At 71.8% G+C, this 18,557-nt stretch carries 15 protein-coding genes and 2 pseudogenes; 11 read left to right on the plus strand and 6 right to left on the minus strand.

Annotation, left to right across the window (positions count from 1 at the left end):
- The first annotated feature begins 36 nt into the window (after positions 1-36).
- From WJM95_RS26545 to WJM95_RS26555, 3 genes are all read left to right on the plus strand, one after another.
- Positions 37-1,566 (plus strand): FAD-binding protein, encoded by a 1,530-nt coding sequence (locus tag WJM95_RS26545; RefSeq protein ID WP_339132316.1) that lies wholly within the window; start codon positions 37-39, stop codon positions 1,564-1,566.
- A 116-nt stretch (positions 1,567-1,682) separates the two neighbouring features.
- On the plus strand, positions 1,683-2,120 hold the full coding sequence (locus tag WJM95_RS26550; RefSeq protein ID WP_339132317.1) for a DUF6069 family protein: 438 nt from the start codon (positions 1,683-1,685) through the stop codon (positions 2,118-2,120).
- A gap of 76 nt (positions 2,121-2,196) precedes the next feature.
- A complete protein-coding gene (locus WJM95_RS26555) occupies positions 2,197-2,475 on the plus strand; it encodes a hypothetical protein (protein WP_339132318.1) in 279 nt (92 codons plus the stop codon).
- A gap of 111 nt (positions 2,476-2,586) precedes the next feature.
- Here the strand turns inward: WJM95_RS26555 and WJM95_RS26560 are convergent, their stop codons facing one another.
- On the minus strand, positions 2,587-3,243 hold the full coding sequence (locus WJM95_RS26560; RefSeq protein WP_339132319.1) for a response regulator transcription factor: 657 nt from the start codon (positions 3,241-3,243) through the stop codon (positions 2,587-2,589).
- 653 nt (positions 3,244-3,896) lie between these two features.
- On the opposite strand from WJM95_RS26560, the pseudogene WJM95_RS26565 reads away from it, so the two are divergent.
- From WJM95_RS26565 to WJM95_RS26575, 3 genes and pseudogenes are all read left to right on the plus strand, one after another.
- Positions 3,897-5,753 (plus strand): annotated as a pseudogene (locus tag WJM95_RS26565) (2-oxoacid:acceptor oxidoreductase subunit alpha); the annotation flags it as partial.
- Positions 5,743-6,795, plus strand: coding sequence for a 2-oxoacid:ferredoxin oxidoreductase subunit beta (locus WJM95_RS26570; RefSeq protein ID WP_339132320.1), 1,053 nt, complete (start codon positions 5,743-5,745; stop codon positions 6,793-6,795). The pseudogene WJM95_RS26565 and the gene WJM95_RS26570, both read left to right, overlap by 11 nt.
- Before the next feature lie 102 nt (positions 6,796-6,897).
- Complete coding sequence (locus tag WJM95_RS26575; protein WP_339135860.1) at positions 6,898-7,812, plus strand: HipA family kinase; 915 nt, start codon at positions 6,898-6,900, stop codon at positions 7,810-7,812.
- Positions 7,813-7,849: 37 nt separating this feature from the next.
- On the opposite strand, the pseudogene aceB reads toward WJM95_RS26575, so the two are convergent.
- Together aceB and WJM95_RS26585 are read right to left on the minus strand one after the other, a co-directional pair.
- Positions 7,850-9,481, minus strand: a pseudogene (gene aceB / locus WJM95_RS26580) (malate synthase A); the annotation flags it as partial.
- A gap of 305 nt (positions 9,482-9,786) precedes the next feature.
- Positions 9,787-10,386 carry a nucleotidyltransferase family protein gene (locus WJM95_RS26585; protein WP_339132321.1) on the minus strand — a complete coding sequence of 200 codons (600 nt, stop codon included), beginning with the start codon at positions 10,384-10,386 and terminating at the stop codon, positions 9,787-9,789.
- Positions 10,387-10,596: 210 nt separating this feature from the next.
- Between WJM95_RS26585 and WJM95_RS26590 the strand changes: the two genes are divergently transcribed.
- Positions 10,597-10,920, plus strand: a complete 324-nt coding sequence (locus WJM95_RS26590) for a DUF5955 family protein (protein WP_339132322.1) — start codon at positions 10,597-10,599, stop codon at positions 10,918-10,920.
- A gap of 75 nt (positions 10,921-10,995) precedes the next feature.
- Here the strand turns inward: WJM95_RS26590 and WJM95_RS26595 are convergent, their stop codons facing one another.
- The gene (locus tag WJM95_RS26595; RefSeq protein WP_339132323.1) at positions 10,996-11,628 is read right to left on the minus strand and encodes a response regulator transcription factor; all 633 of its coding nucleotides are present in this window, start codon (positions 11,626-11,628) and stop codon (positions 10,996-10,998) included.
- Positions 11,625-12,941 carry a sensor histidine kinase gene (locus WJM95_RS26600; protein WP_339132324.1) on the minus strand — a complete coding sequence of 439 codons (1,317 nt, stop codon included), beginning with the start codon at positions 12,939-12,941 and terminating at the stop codon, positions 11,625-11,627. The genes WJM95_RS26595 and WJM95_RS26600 overlap by 4 nt, the downstream gene beginning before the upstream one ends.
- Before the next feature lie 156 nt (positions 12,942-13,097).
- On the opposite strand from WJM95_RS26600, the gene WJM95_RS26605 reads away from it, so the two are divergent.
- On the plus strand, positions 13,098-14,135 hold the full coding sequence (locus WJM95_RS26605; RefSeq protein ID WP_339132325.1) for an ABC transporter permease: 1,038 nt from the start codon (positions 13,098-13,100) through the stop codon (positions 14,133-14,135).
- A gap of 17 nt (positions 14,136-14,152) precedes the next feature.
- Entirely contained in the window at positions 14,153-14,875 is a 723-nt protein-coding gene (locus WJM95_RS26610; RefSeq protein WP_339132326.1) for an ABC transporter ATP-binding protein, read from the plus strand.
- Between the two features lie 47 nt (positions 14,876-14,922).
- Here the strand turns inward: WJM95_RS26610 and WJM95_RS26615 are convergent, their stop codons facing one another.
- On the minus strand, positions 14,923-15,726 hold the full coding sequence (locus WJM95_RS26615) for an IclR family transcriptional regulator (RefSeq protein ID WP_339132327.1): 804 nt from the start codon (positions 15,724-15,726) through the stop codon (positions 14,923-14,925).
- Between the two features lie 262 nt (positions 15,727-15,988).
- Here WJM95_RS26615 and allB point away from each other — a divergent pair, with 262 nt between their 5' ends.
- Both allB and alc read left to right on the plus strand, forming a co-directional pair.
- Positions 15,989-17,329, plus strand: coding sequence for an allantoinase AllB (gene allB / locus WJM95_RS26620; protein WP_339132328.1), 1,341 nt, complete (start codon positions 15,989-15,991; stop codon positions 17,327-17,329).
- Positions 17,330-17,407: 78 nt separating this feature from the next.
- The gene (gene alc, locus WJM95_RS26625; protein ID WP_339132329.1) at positions 17,408-18,532 is read left to right on the plus strand and encodes an allantoicase; all 1,125 of its coding nucleotides are present in this window, start codon (positions 17,408-17,410) and stop codon (positions 18,530-18,532) included.
- Positions 18,533-18,557 lie beyond the last annotated feature (25 nt).

Here is an 18,557-nt window from a genome sequence, read left to right on the forward strand (position 1 = left end):
ATTGCGGTGGCCGGTGCCACTGCGGGGTTCACCGCATTGAACTCGACCGCGGCCGAGGCCGCGGCCAGGGTCGCCGCCCGGGTCGATCCGGAGGTGATCGTCAAGCCGGGTGACGCCCGGTACGCCGCACTCGCCGGGCGCGGCTACAACACCCGCTTCGTGGCCTCGCCGGACGAGATCTGGCTCGTGCACTGCGCCTCCCAGGTGGAGAAGGCGGTCAACCGGGCCATCGCCGACAACCGGCGCATTACGGTGCGCGGCGGCGGCCACTGCTTCGAGAAGCTGGTCGACGACCCCCAGTTCCGGGTGCTCGTCGACATGTCCGAGATGAAGGACATCACCTTCGACCCGGCGATGAACGCCTTCGCCGTCCAGGCCGGCGCCCGGCTCGGCGAGGTCTACAAGGCGCTGTACGAGGGCTGGGGCGTGACGGTCCCGGGCGGTGTGTGCCCCGAGGTCGGCGTCGGCGGCCATGTCTCCGGAGGCGGGTACGGCCCGCTGTCCCGCCGGTTCGGCCTGGTCGTCGACCACCTGTACGCCGTCGAGGTCGTCGTCGCCGACAGGGGCGGCAGGGCCCGTACGGTCATCGCCACCCGCGAGGGCAACGACCCGCACCGCGACCTGTGGTGGGCGCACACCGGCGGTGGCGGCGGCGGGTTCGGCATCGTGACCAGGTTCTGGTTCCGCAGCCCGGGTGCCTCGGGCGGCCCGTCCTCGCTGCTGCCCAAGCCGCCCGCGCGGATGCGGGAGACGTATGTGACCTGGCCCTGGGCCCAGCTGACCGAGGCGGCCTTCACCCGTCTGGTGCTGAACCACGGCGCCTGGCACGCGGCGAACAGCGCTCCGGGATCCCCGTACTCGGTGATGCACAGCTCGTTCCAGCTGCACTCCTCGATCGCGGGGTCGATCCAGCTGGAGATCCGCATGGACGCCACGCTCCCGAACACCGCCCAGCTCCACGACGACTACATCAACGCGGTGAACGCGGGGGTCGGGGTGCAGCCGACGATCGACGTCAAGGAAGGAACATGGCTGGAGATCGCCCTGGAGCCGACCGCCAGCTACGGCGCGTACTCGCGGCAGAAGTCCATGGGCGGCCACCTGCGCAAGCCTCTGACGCCCACTCAGGTCGGCGCCGTCTACCGGTCGTTGAGCGATCCGACCCACTACGGCGTCGGCCTGGTGTATCTGGCGGCCTACGGCTGCCGGATCAACACGGTGCCCTCGTCCGCGACGGCGATCCCGCAGCGCGACTCCGTCATCAAGCTCTGGTACTCCAACAACTGGTCCGACCCCGCGCAGGACGAGGCCGAGGTCGACTGGGTGCGCACGCTGCGCAAGAACGTCCATGCCGAGACCGGGGGCTTCCCGGTGCCCAACGACCGGCAGGACGGCGGCTACATCAACTACCCCGACATCGACATGCGCGACCCGGCGCAGAACACGACCGGGGTGCCCTGGTACTCGCTGTTCTGGAAGGACAACTACCCCAGGCTCCAGCGGGTCAAGAACACCTACGACCCCAAGAACGTCTTCCGGCACGCCCTGTCCCTGGACCCCGCCTGACGAACCGTCCGGGCGTCCGGTCCTCGCGCCGGAAGCGAACGCACCGTCTCCACGACCGCCGTGCCGGGACCGGGCGGCTCCCGGTCCGGGCACGGCACGACAGCCCGGAGGGCTCCATGACCAGCAGTTTCCCCGCCGCCGACCCCGCCGCCCGTGGACGAAGAGCGCTGCCCGTGTGGCAGGCGGTGGCGGGGGCCGCTGCTCTCGCCGCGATCGTCAATCTCATCGTCCTGTTCGTCGGTGACGCCGCCGGCGCCTCGCTGGTCCTGAAGCTCAACGGCAAGTCCGACGAGATCAACGCCGGTGGCGTGATCTTCATGTCGATCGCCGCGCCGGTCCTGGGTGTCACCGCCGCCGTGCTGCTGGCCCGCTGGAAGCCGGTGTTCCTCCGGGTGGGGCAGTTCGCGGGCGGCGCGGTGGCGCTGCTCACCGCCATCGGCCCGCTGACGGTGGACACCGACGGCGGCACCGCCGCCACGCTGGTCACGATGCACCTGTTCGTCGGCTTCGTCGCGGTGAGCGCGCTGGAGGCGATCCGCCGGTCCCGCGCCTGACGCACGGGGCCCGCCCGCGGCCCTGCGGAACCGGACCGGTTCCGCAGGGCCGCCGGCATCTTCACGGGGAGGAAGCATGGCAGCAGAGGAAGACGGCACGGCCGGTGTCTCGCGGCGGCTGACCGAGCACGCCTGGCGGATCGTCAGCGGCTCGCCGACGGCCGAGGAGGTCGCCGCGATCGCGGTCGCGCTCTCCACCGTGCTGGCCGCACGCGCGTCGGCCACGGAGCACGCGCAGCCGGGGACCGGCTTCGGCTCTCGGGCCGGGGCCCAGTGGACTCCGTTCTCGGCGCGGCGCAGGACGGCCACGTCCTGGGCCGCCGACCCTCGGCCGGGCTGGCGCGGGGCGGCGTGAGCACGCCCTGCTCCGGCCGGCTCCCGGGCCGCGTACACCGCGGAACACGGCGCGAACGCGCGCGGTGGGTGTCCTGGGGGGACCGTCGCCGGGGTGACCCTCGGGGAGGGGTCAGGCGCGCCCCAGCCGGAAGCCGACACCGCGGGCGGTGACGATCCAGCCGCTCGATCCGAGTTTGCTCCGCAGGCTGCTGACATGCGTGTCGATGGTGCGCCCCGGCTCCGACCGGGAGTCCCTCCAGACCTGCGCCATGATCTGCCGGCGGGTGACCACTCTGCCCGGCTGCGAGGCGAGCAGATAGAGTAGATCGAATTCCTTGCGGGTCACGTCCACGGGCCGGCCGTCGAGGCTTATCTCCCGCGCGTGCGGGTCGATGCCGAGCGGGCCGACCGTGATGGCCTCCTCGGTGGACGCCGGCCGCCAGGAGGCCCTGCGCATGACGGCCTCGATGCGGGCGATCAGTTCGGCGAGACTGTAGGGCTTGGTCACATAGTCGTCCGAACCCGCGCGCAGACTGAGCACACGGTCCAGTTCCGAGTCACGTGCCGTCACGACGATGATCGGCACATCGCAGACGGACCGGATACTGCGACAGAGTTCGACCCCGTCCAGGTCGGGCAGATCGAGGTCCACGAGCAGCAGATCCGCGCTCTGGAAACGCTGCAACGCCTGCGCTCCGGTCGGCACGCTCTCCGCCTGGAATCCGTGCCGGTACAGGTTGCGGATGAGTGCTTTCGCGACCTGCGGCTCGCTGTCGACGGAGAGCACGCGTAACGCCTTGCGAGCTCGCCTTGTCTCTGGCCTGACCTGCGTACTTCGCGCGGCGGCCTGCCCCGAATGGCTTGGTTGCGCAAACCTTATGGAATGGTGCCCCATCCGTGATTCCCCCTATATTCATCCGTTCAAGCGAGCGTCGCGCCAAGCAATAGAAGGTCCCCTTGAGGGTACAGACCACTTAGTCGATCCGTCAAAGATCAATGATTGACAGTCGATGAATAAAGAAAATTGGAAACGCCGTCGCAACAATAAGAAATCGAGGAATAATCACTCGACCGACGGCCTGTCGCGCGGTGACCGTCTCATCATGATCGTTCAACCCGTGGGCGCACCCGCGCCCGGCCTGCCGCTTTGCCGCTCGGCCATTTTCACCAGCCCCCGTACACAGCTACTCCAGACTCTCGCGATACATCGTACACGAGCCTGCGTACGACGTATACGTGCATCAAGTCACGCCGCCTCGGCGGTGCAGCACTTGATCCTGTCCAAAAGAACACACTATCGAGACAGTTTGTGAATAAGCAGGGATGAATCGGCCACCTTCTGGCTGACGCACCCTCTGGGCCGATCTTGGTGTCATTCCGAATAGAGGCAACGTGAACATGTCATCAGTGCCCGCTGTGGACGATCATGTGCCGGGCGGGAAAGACGTCCGCCGACTGACGCGCGTCGTCATCAGATTCGCGGGGGACTCCGGTGACGGCATGCAGCTCACCGGCGACCGCTTCACCGCGGGGACGGCCGCGTTCGGCAACGACCTGTCGACCCTGCCGAACTTTCCCGCCGAGATCCGCGCGCCCGCGGGCACCCTCCACGGCGTCTCCTCGTTCCAGCTGCACTTCGCCGACCACGACATCCTCACGCCGGGCGACGCGCCCAATGTGCTGGTGGCCATGAACCCGGCGGCCCTGAAGGCGAACATCGCCGACGTGCCGCGCGGCGCCGAGATCATCGTCAACACGGACGAGTTCACCGAACGAGCGCTGCGGAAGGTCGGGTACGGGGCCTCCCCGCTGGAGGACGGCTCGCTGGACGGCCATCGCGTCCACCCGGTGCCGCTGACCGCGATGACGGTCGAGGCGCTGAAGGACTTCGGCCTGTCCCGTAAGGAGGCCGAGCGCTCCAAGAACATGTTCGCGCTTGGCCTGTTGTCGTGGATGTACCACCGGCCGACGGAGGGCACGGAGAAGTTCCTGCGGACCAAGTTCGCCAGGAAGCCCGACATCGCGGCGGCCAACCTCGCCGCGTTCCGGGCGGGGTGGAACTTCGGTGAGACGACGGAGGACTTCGCGGTCTCCTACGAGGTGGCGCCGGCGTCGACGGCGTTCCCGACCGGCACCTACCGCAACATCTCCGGGAATTTGGCCCTGTCCTACGGCCTCATCGCCGCCTCCCGGCAGGCCGATCTGCCGCTGTATCTGGGCTCCTATCCCATCACGCCGGCCTCCGACATCCTGCACGAACTGAGCAGGCACAAGAACTTCGGGGTGCGCACCTTCCAGGCCGAGGACGAGATCGCGGGGATCGGCGCGGCGCTGGGCGCGGCGTTCGGCGGCTCGCTGGCCGTGACGACGACGTCCGGTCCCGGTGTGGCGCTGAAGTCGGAGACGATCGGGCTGGCGGTCTCCCTCGAACTGCCGTTGCTGGTCATCGACATCCAGCGGGGCGGGCCCTCGACGGGGCTGCCGACCAAGACCGAGCAGGCCGACCTGTTGCAGGCGATGTACGGGCGCAACGGCGAGGCGCCGGTGCCGATCGTCGCGCCGCGCACCCCGGCCGACTGTTTCGACGCGGCGATGGAGGCGGCCCGGATCGCGCTGACGTACCGGACGCCGGTCCTGCTGCTGTCGGACGGCTACCTGGCCAACGGCTCCGAGCCGTGGCGGATCCCGGAGACCGACGAACTCCCGGACCTGCGGGTGCAGTTCGCCCAGGGACCCAACCACACCCTGGACGACGGCACCGAGGTCTTCTGGCCCTACAAACGCGACCCGCAGACCCTCGCCCGCCCCTGGGCCGTGCCCGGAACGCCGGGTCTTGAGCACCGGATCGGCGGGATCGAGAAGCAGGACGGCAGCGGGAACATCTCCTACGACCCCGCCAACCACGACTTCATGGTCCGCACCCGCCAGGCCAAGATCGACGGCATCGACGTCCCCGACCTCGAGGTCGACGACCCCACCGGCGGCGCCACCACCCTTGTCCTGGGCTGGGGTTCGACATACGGGCCCATCACCGCCGCGGTGCGCCGGCTGCGGACCGCCGGGGAGCACATCGCGCAGGCGCACCTGCGCCACCTCAACCCCTTCCCCCGCAACCTCGGCACGGTCCTTCGGGGTTACGACAAGGTGGTGATCCCCGAGATGAACCTCGGCCAGCTCGCCACCCTCGTGCGGGCCAGATATCTGGTCGACGCGCACTCCTACAACCAGGTCAACGGCATGCCCTTCAAGGCCGAGCAGCTCGCCACAGCTCTCAAGGAGGCCATCGATGCCCACTGAGGCTCTGCATCTCGTCCCCAGGTCCGAAGTTCCCCTGACGGCGAGGAATTTCAAGTCCGATCAGGAGGTGCGCTGGTGCCCGGGCTGCGGTGACTACGCGATCCTCGCCGCCGTGCAGGGCTTCATGCCCGAACTCGGCCTGGCGAAGGAGAACATCGTCTTCGTCTCGGGCATCGGCTGCTCGTCCCGCTTCCCGTACTACATGAACACCTACGGGATGCACTCCATCCACGGCCGCGCGCCCGCCATCGCGACCGGGCTGGCCTCCTCGCGCCGCGACCTGTCCGTATGGGTCGTCACCGGCGACGGCGACGCCCTGTCCATCGGCGGCAACCACCTCATCCACGCCCTGCGCCGCAACGTGAACCTGAAGATCCTCCTCTTCAACAACCGGATCTACGGCCTCACCAAGGGCCAGTACTCACCCACCTCCGAAGTCGGCAAGATCACCAAGTCGACACCGATGGGCTCCCTGGACGCCCCCTTCAACCCGGTCTCCCTGGCCATCGGCGCCGAGGCCTCCTTCGTCGCCCGGACCGTGGACTCCGACCGCAAACACCTCACCGACGTCCTGCGCCAGGCCGCCGCCCACCCCGGCACCGCCCTGGTGGAGATCTACCAGAACTGCAACATCTTCAACGACGGCGCCTTCGACGTCCTCAAGGACCGACAGTCCGCCGAGGAGGCCGTGATCCGCCTGGAGCACGGCCGGCCCATCCGCTTCGGCGCCGACGGCTCCCGCGGCGTGGTCCGCGACCCCCGCACCGGCGACCTCCAGGTCGTCACCGTCACCCCGGACAACGAGGCCGACATCCTGGTCCACGACGCCCACACCGCGTCCCCGACCACCGCGTTCGCCCTGTCCCGGCTCGCCGACCCCGACACCCTGCACCACACCCCCATCGGCGTGTTCCGCTCCGTCGACCGGCCCGTCTACGACACCCAGATGGCCGACCAGCTCGACGCCGCCATCGAACAGAACGGCAAGGGCGACCTCGCCGCCCTCCTCGCCGGCGGCGACACCTGGACCGTCATCGGCTGATCGCTGCCGGTATTCGGCGGTCCGATCGGGGAGTATTCCCGGGGTCGCGACGCGTTGGAAGGTCGTGGAACGTACGACGACGGAACCGTGGGGCCCTGGAACATGCTGAGGACGGTCGCTGCAACGCGCTATGTCGCACCCCTGCACTCCGGCGGCTCCGTGCCAGGAGTCGTCGAGGCCGACGACCTGGGGACCTACGTCGTGAAGTTCACGGGGGCCGCGCAGGGCCACAAGGCGCTGGTCGCCGAGATCATCGTCGGCGAGCTGGCCCGGGCCCTCGGGCTGCGCTTCCCCGAGCTGGTCCTCGTGCACTTCGATCCGGCCGTGGGCGGGCACGAACCCCATCAGGAGGTGCAGGACCTGCTGAGGGCCAGTGCCGGGCTCAACCTCGGTATGGACTACCTCCCGGGCGCGAAGGACTTCACCCCCGAGGTCGCGCGGACGTTCCGGGTCGACCCGCTGGAGGCGGGCAAGGTGGTCTGGCTGGACGCCCTCACCGTGAACGTCGACCGCACGGTGCACAGCTCGAACCTCATGATCTGGCCCACCCTCGGCGTCGCGCCGCCCCGCCTGTGGCTGATCGACCACGGCGCCGCCCTCGTCTTCCACCACCGCTGGGACGGCTCGGCACCCGAGAAGGCGTACGACTTCAGGAGCCACGCGCTCGGCGGCCACGGCCCCGACACCCGCGCGGCCGACGCCGAGCTCGCCCCCGAGGTCACCGAGGACCTGCTGCGTGCGGTGCTGGCCCGGGTGCCCGACGCCTGGCTCATGGACGAGCCGGGCTTCGCGAGCCCGGACGCGGTCCGCGACGCGTACGCCGGGTACCTCCTCGCCCGTGTCCGCGCCTCGGCGGCCTGGCTCCCCACCGACTTCCCGAGCCGCGAACAGCTCGCCGCCGAGGACGCCGACCGCGCGCGGCGCACCCGGCGGGACCGCCCGGACTGGCTCAAGCACGTCCCGGACCTGCACGGCAGACCGGCCGCGGAACAGGACTGGACGGTGCACCTGGGCTGAGGGACCGGCCGGAGACCCGGCCGGTCCGGACGGCACGCCCGGTCAGCTGCTCGTAGGCGGGCAGGGTCAGGAAGTCCGCGTAGTCCTCGTCCAGCGCGACCTTCAGGAGCAGGTCGTGCGCCTGCTGCCAGCGGCCCGCCGCGAAGGCCTCCTCGCCGATCTCGGCGCGGATGTCCGCGAGCTCCTGTGCCGCGATCCGGCGGGTCAGCTCCGGAGTGGCCGCCACCGTCCCGCCTTCGTGCTCGAAGACGACACCCGCGTTGATCCACTGCCAGATCTGCGAGCGGGAGATCTCGGCGGTGGCCGCGTCCTCCATGAGGTTGAAGATGGCGACCGCGCCCAGGCCGCGCAGCCAGGCCTCGATGTAGCGGATGCCGACCTGCACGGCGTTGACCAGACCGTCGTACGTCGGCCGCGCGTCGAGCGAGTCGACGGCGATGAGGTCACCGGCCGCGACCGACACGTCCTCGCGCAGCCGGTCCTTCTGGTTCGGCCGGTCGCCGAGGACCGCGTCGAAGGAGGCCATCGCGATCGGGACGAGGTCGGGGTGGGCCACCCACGAGCCGTCGAAACCGTCGCCCGCCTCACGGTCCTTGTCCGCCTTGACCTTCTCGAAGGCCACCTTGTTGACCTCCTCGTCGCGCCGCGAGGGGATGAACGCGGCCATGCCGCCGATCGCGTGAGCGCCCCGCTTGTGGCAGGTGCGGACGAGGAGTTCGGTGTAGGCCCGCATGAACGGGGCCGTCATCGTCACCGCGTTGCGGTCCGGAAGGACGAACTTGGTCCCGCCGTCACGGAAGTTCTTGACGATGGAGAACAGGTAGTCCCAGCGGCCGGCGTTCAACCCCGAGGCGTGGTCGCGGAGTTCGTAGAGGATCTCGTCCATCTCGTACGCCGCCGTGATCGTCTCGATCAGGACGGTCGCCCGGACCGAGCCCTGCGGGACGCCGACGTGCTCCTGCGCGAAGACGAACACGTCGTTCCACAGCCGGGCTTCGAGGTGCGACTCGGTCTTGGGCAGGTAGAAGTACGGGCCCTTGCCGAGGTCGAGCAGCCGCCGGGCGTTGTGGAAGAAGTAGAGGCCGAAGTCCACGAGCGCGCCGGGCACGGGCGTGCCGTCGGCGGCGACGAGGTGCCGCTCGTTCAGATGCCAGCCGCGCGGCCGCATCACGACGGTCGCCAGCTCGCCCTCCGGCCTGAGGGCGTAGGACTTGCCGGAGCCCGGGTCGGTGAAGTCGATGTTCCGGGTGTAGGCGTCGATCAGGTTCAGCTGGCCCTGGATCACGTTCTCCCAGGTGGGCGCCGAGGCGTCCTCGAAGTCCGCGAGCCACACCCGGGCGCCGGAGTTGAGCGCGTTGACGGTCATCTTGCGGTCGGTCGGCCCGGTGATCTCGACCCGCCGGTCGTTCAGTGCGGCGGGGGCGGGAGCCACCCTCCAGGAGTCGTCCGCGCGGATCGCGGCGGTCTCCGGGAGGAAGTCGAGCGTGGAGGTGCGGGCGATCTCGGCGCGTCGCTCCGCGCGGCGGGCGAGGAGTTCGTCGCGCCGGGGCGTGAACAGCCGGTGCAGCTCGGCCACGAAGGCGAGGGCCGCCTCGGTCAGGACCTCCTCCTGCCGGGGCAGGGGCTCGGCGTCGACGATGGCCAGCGGGGACGGCGCTGGTGCGGACATGAGCTGTCACTTCCTTCAGCGAGCTTCGTGCGGGCGAGCCGGCCACGGGCGGGCCGCGTACGGGTCCTGCGGGCGCGCCGTACACCGGTCGAACGAGCGAACCACGGACGGCGTCACCACGCCCGGCACTCCGTGCCGTGGCGCGCCGTGCCGCGAGCGGCCGGAATCGCATGCCTTCGGCGTACTGCTGCCCCGCGAGGGGCTTCTGATCAGTGGATACTAATTTCCTCATGGTGGAAGTTCAATGGTTTGTTGATGTCGAGATTCTCCAGATCGACCGAAGACGGCGCTCGGTGCCACCCCGCTCACTCCAGGTGGACCAGGTCGGCCTCCGTGTCGATGTCGTACGCCCGGGCCACGTCCCCGCACTCGACGAGGACGATCACGTCGTCGTGGGCCTTCAGATAGGCGCGCGCACCCCGGTCGCCGACGGCCGTCGCCGCGATGCCGGCCCAGTGATCCGCCCCGAACAGCACCGGATGGCCGCGCTCACCGTCGTAAGCCGCCGCGGCGAGCGTCCTCGGGGACGCGTACGCGGCCAGCACGCGGGCCACCGCCTCCCGGCCGATCCCCGGCTGGTCGACCAGCGACACCAGCGCGGCCCGCGCCCCCGACCCCGCCAGCGAGTCGAGCCCGGCCCGCAGCGAGGAGCCCATCCCCTCCTCCCAGCCGGGGTTGTCCACCAGGACGCACCCCGCCAGGGACGCCCGCTCCCGTACCTCCTCGGCCCGCGCGCCCAGGACGACATGGACCCGGGCGCAGCCGCCGGCGCGCAGCACCTCCACCGCGTGTTCGACGAGAGGCCGCCCCCGGTGGGGCAGGAGTGCCTTGGGCCGGCCCCCGAGCCGCCGCCCGCCTCCGGCCGCCAGCACCAGCCCCGCCACCTCGCCCTTGTTCTCCGTCATGACCCCTGCATACCCGACCGGGCCGGAGCAGGCCCCGGAACCCGGGCCTTCACCGCGGTGTCGGCGGGCTGAATTTCGGTCCGCGCGGTGGCGCCCGGCGCACCGGGTGGCGTTTACTGACCCGCGTCCCCCGGCGCCCGACCACCGCCACGGGGAGCCGGAGCCGACATGAGCGGGACCGACGCACGGCGGCGCGCGAGGGGGAGAGCTGTGTTGCGGAGCTTGGGGCAGAGACCGTTGACGGGCAGCGACGAGGATCCGAGGGTGGCGGGGCTGCGTACCGCCGTCGCCCGGCTGCGCCGTGAACTCGCCGTGCATCCCGTCGAGTTCCCCGACCGGGGCATCGCCGAGGACGAACTCGCGTCCCTCGCCGCGATGGCCGCCGGAGGCATGCCGGAGATTCCCCGGCTGCGCCGCTCGCTCCTCCTGGTCGCGGGCGCGATCGGTTCGGTGAGCGCTCTCGCGACCCGCCTCGCGGACGTCCGCGACGCGGTCGAGCTGTTCGGGGAACCCCCGCACCGCAGCCGCAGGTGACCACGGACGCCGACACCACCCGGCACCCCGGCTTCCAGGTACCCCGGCTTCCGGGCACCCCTGCATCCGGAGCCTCTAGCGCCCTCTGCGGATGACCCCCCGCTCGGTGGCCGCCGCCACGGCCGAGGTGCGGGAGTCCACACCCAACTTCGCGTAGATGTGCACCAGATGGGACTTCACGGTCGCCTGGCTCAGAAACAGTTCCTTGCTGATCTGCTGGTTCGAGAGCCCGTCCTTGACCAGTTCCAGGACCTCCAGCTCACGACGGCTCAGAGCGGCGGCGGGGGTGCGCATCCGGTCCATGAGCCGGTCGGCGACCTTCGGGGCGAGCGCCGAGTGCCCCGAGGCGGCGGTGCGCACCGCGGCGGACAGCTCCTCCGGAGGGGCGTCCTTGAGGAGATAGCCGCAGGCGCCCGCCTCGACCGCGGCGAGGATGTCCGCGTCGGTGTCGTACGTGGTCAGGACGAGGACCCGAGGCGCCCCGGGGCGTGCGGTGATGGCCGCCGTGGCCCGCGCGCCGTGCATCCCGGCGCCGAACTGGAGGTCCATCAGGACGACGTCCACGCCGCCGGCCCCGGCCCGCTCCACCGCGGCCTCGGCCGTCGATGCCTCCGCGACGATCTCGAAGTCCGGCTCAGCGGACAGCACCGCGCGCAGTCCCGCACGGACGACGGGGTGGTCGTCCGCGAGCAGCAGGCGGACGGTCATGTCCGGCTCCCTGCGGTGTACGCGGACCCGGACCGGGTGCCGTCCGCGGGGGCCGGGCTCGTTCCCGGCCCTTCCCCGGTGACGGGAAGCGGCAGCGTGACCGCCACCGCCGTGCCCTGTCCGGGCGCCGACTCGACGGTGAACGTCCCGCCCAGCGACCGAGCGCGCGAGCGCATCGCGGGAAGCCCGAAGCCCCCGTCCGCACCGCCTCCCGCCATGCCTCCTCCCGTCACCCCGCCTCCCGCCGCATCGCCGCTCTCCGCGCCGTCCCCGTCCGGGCGTACGCCGCCGGGGACGAAGCCCGCACCGTCGTCCACCACGTCCAGCGTCACGGAGCCGTCCATGAAGCTGAGCGTGATCTCCACGCGGTCGGCGTGCGCGTGGCGCAGCGTGTTGCCGAGCGCCGACTGCGCGATCCGCAGCAGGGCCACCTCGTACGGCGTCGGGAGCTCGGCCGGAGTGCCGCTCACCGAGAAGTGGACCTTCGGCGAGTCCACGGCTGCCGACCGGCACAGCCGCTCCAGCGCGGCGGCCAGCGAGCCGTGCTCCAGATCGGGCGGGGTGAGCGCGCGGACGAACCGGCGGGCCTCGGCGAGGTTGTCCTGCGCGGTCACCCGGGCCTGCTCCAGATGCGGGGCCGCCGGTGAGTCCGCGGGAAGCAGACGCTGGGCGGCCCGCATCAGGAGCTGAATGCTGGACAGGCCCTGGGCGAGGGTGTCGTGGATCTCGCGGGCCAGCCGCTCCCGTTCCGCGAGCGTGCCCGCGGCGCGTTCGGCCTCCGCCAGCTCCGCGCGCGTGGCGATCAGCTCCTCGATCAGCTCGCGGCGGCGCTCGCTCTCGCGGTACAGGGCCTCGTACCCGAGGACCGTGGCGACGGCGACCCCCGCGCCCAGCAGCGGACCGATGAACGCGCCGGGGCTCAGGGGCGCGCCGTGCGCCACGAAGCTCGCGACGGCCGCCCCGGCGGTCAGGGCGACCGCGGGCAGGCTCCAGCGCACCGGCAGCAGATGCAGTTGCAGGAAGTACAGCGGGAACGCCACCCACAGGCCGTCCGGCGAGAGCGCGACCAGCGCCAGCCAGCTCGCGCTGAGAGCGGCCACCCACCATGCGGCCGCCCGCCGTGAGCGGTGCACCGCTGGGGAGACCGCGCCCGCCACGAGCACGGCGCCCGTCACCAGGACCGACAGGACGACCGCCGTCGGGTGCCCGGTGTCCCCGGAACGGACGGCGGCCAGCAGGAGAAGGCCAGCGAGCAGGACGTACAGACAGAGCCGCAGGACGGCGACGACGGGGGAGTGGCGGCGGACATTCATGGTCGTTCCAGGGTAGGCGGGGCGGGGAGGGAGCCGGTCAACCGAAAGGTTGAAAGAGAGCCGGTCCCTTCGGCGGCGACGGGCTGCTCCTTCGGCCGGGGGGAACCGTGCGGCGGGCCGATGCCCCGGACCCGGCCCGGACGGCAGGGTCGAGGCATGTTCGTCGCATGGAGAGACCTACGGTTCGCCAAGGGGCGGTTCGCCCTGATGGGATCCGTCGTCGTACTGATCACCCTGCTCGTGGGGCTGCTGTCCGGGCTGACCGCCGGGCTCGCCGAGGAGAACACCTCGGCGGTGACCGCGCTGCCCGCCGACCACCTGGCCTTCGCCGCGCCGGCCGCGGGGCAGCCCGTGTCCTTCACCGGCGCGCCGGTGCCCGCCGACGCCCGGGAGACCTGGGCCGGCCGGCCCGGTGTCGCCTCGGCCGAACCCATCGGCGTCCGCACCCTGAACGCGGCCGCCGGGAGCCGCACGGCCGCGGTGTCCTCGTTCGCCGTACGGCCGGGCTCCGGCATCGCCCCGCCGGGGGTCGCGCCCGGCCGGGCCGTGCTGTCCGAGAAGGCCGCCGCCGCGCTCGGGGTGACCGCCGGGGACCGGATACGGCTCGGCGGCACCGACCTGACCGTCGCGGCCGTCGCCGGCCGTGCCTCGTACAGCCACACACCGGTCGTATGGACCGACTTCTCCGGTACGGCGACCGTCATCGCCCTGCGCGCCCACGGCGCCGACCTGCGGGCGGCCGACCGCGCCGCCGGCACGAAGACCTTCACCCGGGGCGACGCCCTCACCGCCATCGGCTCCTACCAGGCCGAGAACGGCTCCCTCCAGCTCATGCGCGGATTCCTCTTCGTCATCTCGGCGCTCGTCACCGGTGCGTTCTTCACCGTCTGGACCATCCAGCGGTCGCCCGACATCGCGGTGCTGAAGGCGCTGGGCGCCTCCACCCCGTATCTGCTGCGCGACGCGCTCGGGCAGGCCGTGTTCATGCTCGCCACCGGGACGCTGCTCGGCACCGCTCTCGCCGCCGCCGCGGGCGCGCTCGTGCGGGGAGGCGAGGTGCCCTTCGCGCTGGACGCCACGACCGTGCTCGGACCGGCCGCCGTCACGATCGCCCTCGGGGCGCTCGGCGCGGGACTGTCCGTCCGCCGGATCACCGCCGTCGACCCACTGACCGCGCTGGCGAGCGCCCGATGAGAACGGGAAAGCCCCCGATGAGCCTGACCCTCGACGACATCACCCTCACCTACCCCGACGGAGACGGCCGGCTGACCGCCCTGGACGGCGTCGGCCTCCTGGTGCCGGCCGGAACGGCGACCGCCGTCGTGGGGCCCTCCGGCTCCGGCAAGTCCAGCCTCCTGGCGGTCGCCGCGACCCTGGTCGCCCCGGACCGCGGGCGCGTCCTCGTCGGCGGTACGGAGACGGGGGCGCTGACCTCCGCCGAGCGGGCCGTCCTGCGGCGGCGTGAGATCGGCATCGTGTTCCAGCAGCCGAACCTGCTGCCCTCACTGACCGCGCTGGAGCAGCTCCAGGTGATGGGCCACCTGGACGGGCGAAGCCAAGTGGCAGCGCGCGCACGGGAGTTGCTGGACGCGGTCGGCCTCGGCGAGCTGGCGCACCGGCGCCCGCATCAGCTGTCCGGGGGCCAGCGGCAGCGGGTGAACATCGCCCGCGCCCTGGTCAACGAGCCGTCGGTGCTCCTGGTCGACGAGCCGACCAGCGCCCTCGATCACGAACGCGGCACCGCGGTGATCGATCTGCTGCTCCGGCTCACCCGGGAGCGCGGCACGGCGACCGTCCTCGTGACGCACGACCGCGCCCACCTCGGCGCGGTGGACGCGGTGCGGGAGATGACGGACGGGCGTCTGGAGGCATCCGCCACCGCACCGCTCACCACCCGCCTCACCGCGCCTGCCGGCGGGCGCGCGGCAGAATGAACCGGGCTCGGGTCCCGCCCCGCTCGGCCGGCGCCCGGACCGCCGGCTCAGCCGGCGCCCGGACCCGAGCTGGCCAGGGCCTCCGACAGTTCGGCCGCGACCTGCTGGAGCACCGGCACGATCGTGTCGGTGGCGGCCTCGGTGACCCGGCCGGCCGGCCCGGAGATCGAGATGGCGGCGGCGGTCGGGGAGTCGGGCACGGAGACGGCGAGACAGCGGACGCCGATCTCCTGCTCGTTGTCGTCGACCGCGTAGCCGGTCCGGCGGACCTCGGCGAGCGCGGCGAGGAAGCCGTCCGGAGTGGTGATCGTCTTCTCCGTCGCGGCGGGCATGCCCGTACGGGAGAGCAGCGCGCGCACCTCGTCGTCCGGGGTGTGGGCCAGCAGGGCCTTGCCGACACCGGTGGAGTGGGGCAGCACCCGGCGGCCCACCTCGGTGAACATGCGCATCGAGTGCTTGGAGGGGACCTGGGCCACGTAGACGATCTCGTCCCCGTCGAGCAGCGCCATGTTCGCCGTCTCGCCGGTCTCCTCCACCAGACGCGCCAGATACGGGCGGGCCCAGGTGCCGAGCAGCCGGGAGGCCGACTCGCCGAGCCGGATGAGACGGGGGCCGAGCGCGTACCGGCGGTTGGCCTGCTGCCGTACGTATCCGCAGGCCACGAGGGTGCGCATCAGCCGGTGAATGGTGGGCAGCGGCAGGCCGCTGCTCGCGGAGAGCTCGCTCAGACCGACCTCGCCCCCGGCGTCCGCCATGCGCTCCAGCAGATCGAAGGCGCGCTCGAGGGACTGGACGCCGCCACTGGCGGCGGAGGATCGGGCGTCGGTGGTGCTGGCGCTGGACGGCGGCACGGCGGCGGTCCTTTCGGGGCGCGGGATCGAGCGGGGTGACCCGAGGAGTCTCGAAGGGGGCGGCGGCGGGGCGGGCAGAGACGCAGCCTACCCGGCAGCATTGCCGCAGACGCCGACGCGGGCCGGTCGGGGGAGGGTGCGGGGGGACCCCTTGACGGCGCGGGGGCCGCGGTGAAGACTTCTTCAACAGAAAGTTGAATTCCGTTACGCGGAAGCAACCCGGCGGCAACGGGAGTCGACAGAGGCGGAGAGAGGGGTCCGGGTGTCCGAAGCCGAACTGGTGCTGCGCTCGACGCGCGTCATCACCCCCGAGGGGACGCGCGCCGCGTCGGTCGCGGTCGCCGCGGGGAAGATCACGGCCGTGCTGCCGTACGACGCCGAGGTGCCGTCCGGCGCCCGGTCGGAGGACTTCGGCGACGACGTCCTGCTGCCCGGTCTCGTCGACACCCATGTCCATGTGAACGACCCCGGCCGCACCGAGTGGGAGGGGTTCTGGACGGCGACCCGCGCCGCGGCCGCGGGCGGCATCACCACGCTGATCGACATGCCGCTCAACTCCCTCCCGCCGACGACGACGGTCGCGGGCCTTCGTACGAAGCAGGACGTCGCCCGTTCCAAGGCGCACGTCGACGTCGGCTTCTGGGGCGGTGCGCTGCCCGGCAACGTCAAGGATCTCCAACCCCTGCACGAGGCCGGGGTGTTCGGGTTCAAGGCGTTCCTGTCCCCGTCCGGGGTCGAGGAGTTCCCCGAGCTGGACCAGGACCAGCTCGCCCTTTCCCTCGCCGAGATCGCCGGCTTCGGCGGCCTGCTGATCGTGCACGCCGAGGACCCGCACCACCTGGCCGCCGCCCCGCAGACGGGCGGCCGCAGGTACGCCGACTTCCTCGCCTCGCGCCCCCGTGACGCCGAGGACACCGCCGTCGAGAGCCTTGTCGCCCAGGCCAAGCGCCTCGACGCGCGGGTGCACGTCCTGCACCTGTCGTCGAGCGACGCGCTCCCGATCGTCGCCGCCGCCAAGGCCGACGGGGTCCGGCTCACCGTGGAGACCTGCCCGCACTACCTCACCCTGACCGCCGAGGAAGTCCCGGACGGCGCCAGCGAGTTCAAGTGCTGCCCGCCCATCCGCGAGGCCGCCAACCAGGACCTGCTGTGGCGGGCGCTGGCCGACGGCACGATCGACTGCGTGGTCACCGACCACTCGCCCTCGACCGCCGACCTCAAGACGGAGGACTTCGCCACCGCGTGGGGCGGCATCTCCGGCCTCCAGCTGAGCCTGTCCGCCGTCTGGACCGAGGCCCGCGGGCGCGGCCACGGCCTGGAGGACGTGGTCCGCTGGATGTCCTCGCGCACCGCCGCGCTGGCCGGTCTGGGCGGCCGCAAGGGCGCCATCGCGCCGGGCCACGACGCCGACTTCGCGGTGTTCGCCCCCGACGAGACGTTCACCGTCGACCCCGCCGCGCTCCAGCACCGCAACCGGGTGACGGCCTACGCGGGCAGGACCCTCGGCGGTGTCGTGAGGTCGACCTGGCTGCGCGGCGAACGCGTCTTCGCGGACGGCGAGTTCACCGATCCCCGGGGTCACCTGCTGACCCGTACGCCCTGATCCCCCCGGCCCCGACCGAATCCCCGACCCGATCCTCCGCCCCCACCGGCCGACTCCCGAAAGGAACCCCTGATCACCGTGACGGCGACCCAGAGCTTCACCGGAGACGCGCGACCCTACGGAGGCGGTGACCCGTACGCGGACTACCGCACCGCCGACTTCCCCTTCACCCGGTACGCCGACCTGGCGGACCGGCGGCTCGGCGCGGGTGTCATCGCCGCCAACGACGAGTTCTTCGCCCAGCGCGAGAACCTTCTCCTGGCCGGGGCGGCGGAGTTCGACCCCGAGCACTTCGGTCACAAGGGCAAGATCATGGACGGCTGGGAGACCCGGCGGCGCCGCGGTGTCTCCGCCGAGCACCCGTGGCCGACGGCCGAGGACCACGACTGGGCCCTGGTACGTCTCGGGGCCCCCGGTGTCGTCCGCGGGATCGTCGTCGACACCGCCCACTTCCGCGGCAACTACCCGCAGGCGGTGTCGGTCGAGGGCGTCTCGGTCCCCGGTTCGCCCTCGCCCGAGGAACTCCTCGCGGACGGGGTGAAGTGGACGACCCTCGTGCCGCGCACCCCGGTCGGCGGTCACGCGGCCAACGGATTCGCCGTCACCGTGGAGCAGCGCTTCACCCACCTGCGGGTCAACCAGCACCCCGACGGGGGCATCGCGCGGCTGCGGGTGTACGGCGAGGTCGTGCCCGACCCGCGCTGGCTGTCCGCCCTCGGCACCTTCGATGTGGTCGCCCTGGAGAACGGCGGCCGGGTCGAGGACGCCTCCGACCTCTTCTACTCACCCGCCACCAACACCATCCAGCCGGGCCGCTCGCGCAAGATGGACGACGGCTGGGAGACGCGGCGGCGACGGGACGAGGGCAACGACTGGATCAGCTACGTGCTCGCCGCCCGGTCCGAGATCCGTGCCGTGGAGATCGACACGGCGTACCTGAAGGGCAACAGCGCCGGGTGGGCCTCGGTGTCGGTGCGGGACGGCGGGGAAGGGGACGCGGGGGAGTGGACGGAGATCCTGCCCCGCACCCGCCTCCAGCCCGACACCAACCACCGCTTCACCCTCACCGCACCCGCCGTCGCCACGCACGCGCGCGTGGACATCTTCCCGGACGGCGGGATCTCCCGCCTGCGCCTCTTCGGCTCCCTGACGGAGGAAGGGGTGTCGGTCCTCAGGGCCAGGCACCAGGAACTGGGCGGCTGAGCGGTACCGGAAGCCGCCCCCGGGC

The sequence above is a fragment of the Streptomyces sp. f51 genome (genome assembly GCF_037940415.1).
Taxonomy (GTDB): domain Bacteria; phylum Actinomycetota; class Actinomycetes; order Streptomycetales; family Streptomycetaceae; genus Streptomyces.

Bases quoted from the DNA above. Each gene is read 5' to 3' on its own strand.
- WJM95_RS26550 (WP_339132317.1), top strand. From the start codon at position 1,683: ATGACCAGCAGTTTCCCCGCCGCCGACCCCGCCGCCCGTGGACGAAGA.
- WJM95_RS26555 (WP_339132318.1), top strand. From the start codon at position 2,197: ATGGCAGCAGAGGAAGACGGCACGGCCGGTGTCTCGCGGCGGCTGACC.
- WJM95_RS26570 (WP_339132320.1), top strand. From the start codon at position 5,743: ATGCCCACTGAGGCTCTGCATCTCGTCCCCAGGTCCGAAGTTCCCCTG.
- WJM95_RS26575 (WP_339135860.1), top strand. From the start codon at position 6,898: ATGCTGAGGACGGTCGCTGCAACGCGCTATGTCGCACCCCTGCACTCC.
- WJM95_RS26585 (WP_339132321.1), bottom strand. From the start codon at position 10,386: ATGACGGAGAACAAGGGCGAGGTGGCGGGGCTGGTGCTGGCGGCCGGA.
- WJM95_RS26595 (WP_339132323.1), bottom strand. From the start codon at position 11,628: ATGACCGTCCGCCTGCTGCTCGCGGACGACCACCCCGTCGTCCGTGCG.
- WJM95_RS26600 (WP_339132324.1), bottom strand. From the start codon at position 12,941: ATGAATGTCCGCCGCCACTCCCCCGTCGTCGCCGTCCTGCGGCTCTGT.
- WJM95_RS26605 (WP_339132325.1), top strand. From the start codon at position 13,098: ATGTTCGTCGCATGGAGAGACCTACGGTTCGCCAAGGGGCGGTTCGCC.
- WJM95_RS26610 (WP_339132326.1), top strand. From the start codon at position 14,153: ATGAGCCTGACCCTCGACGACATCACCCTCACCTACCCCGACGGAGAC.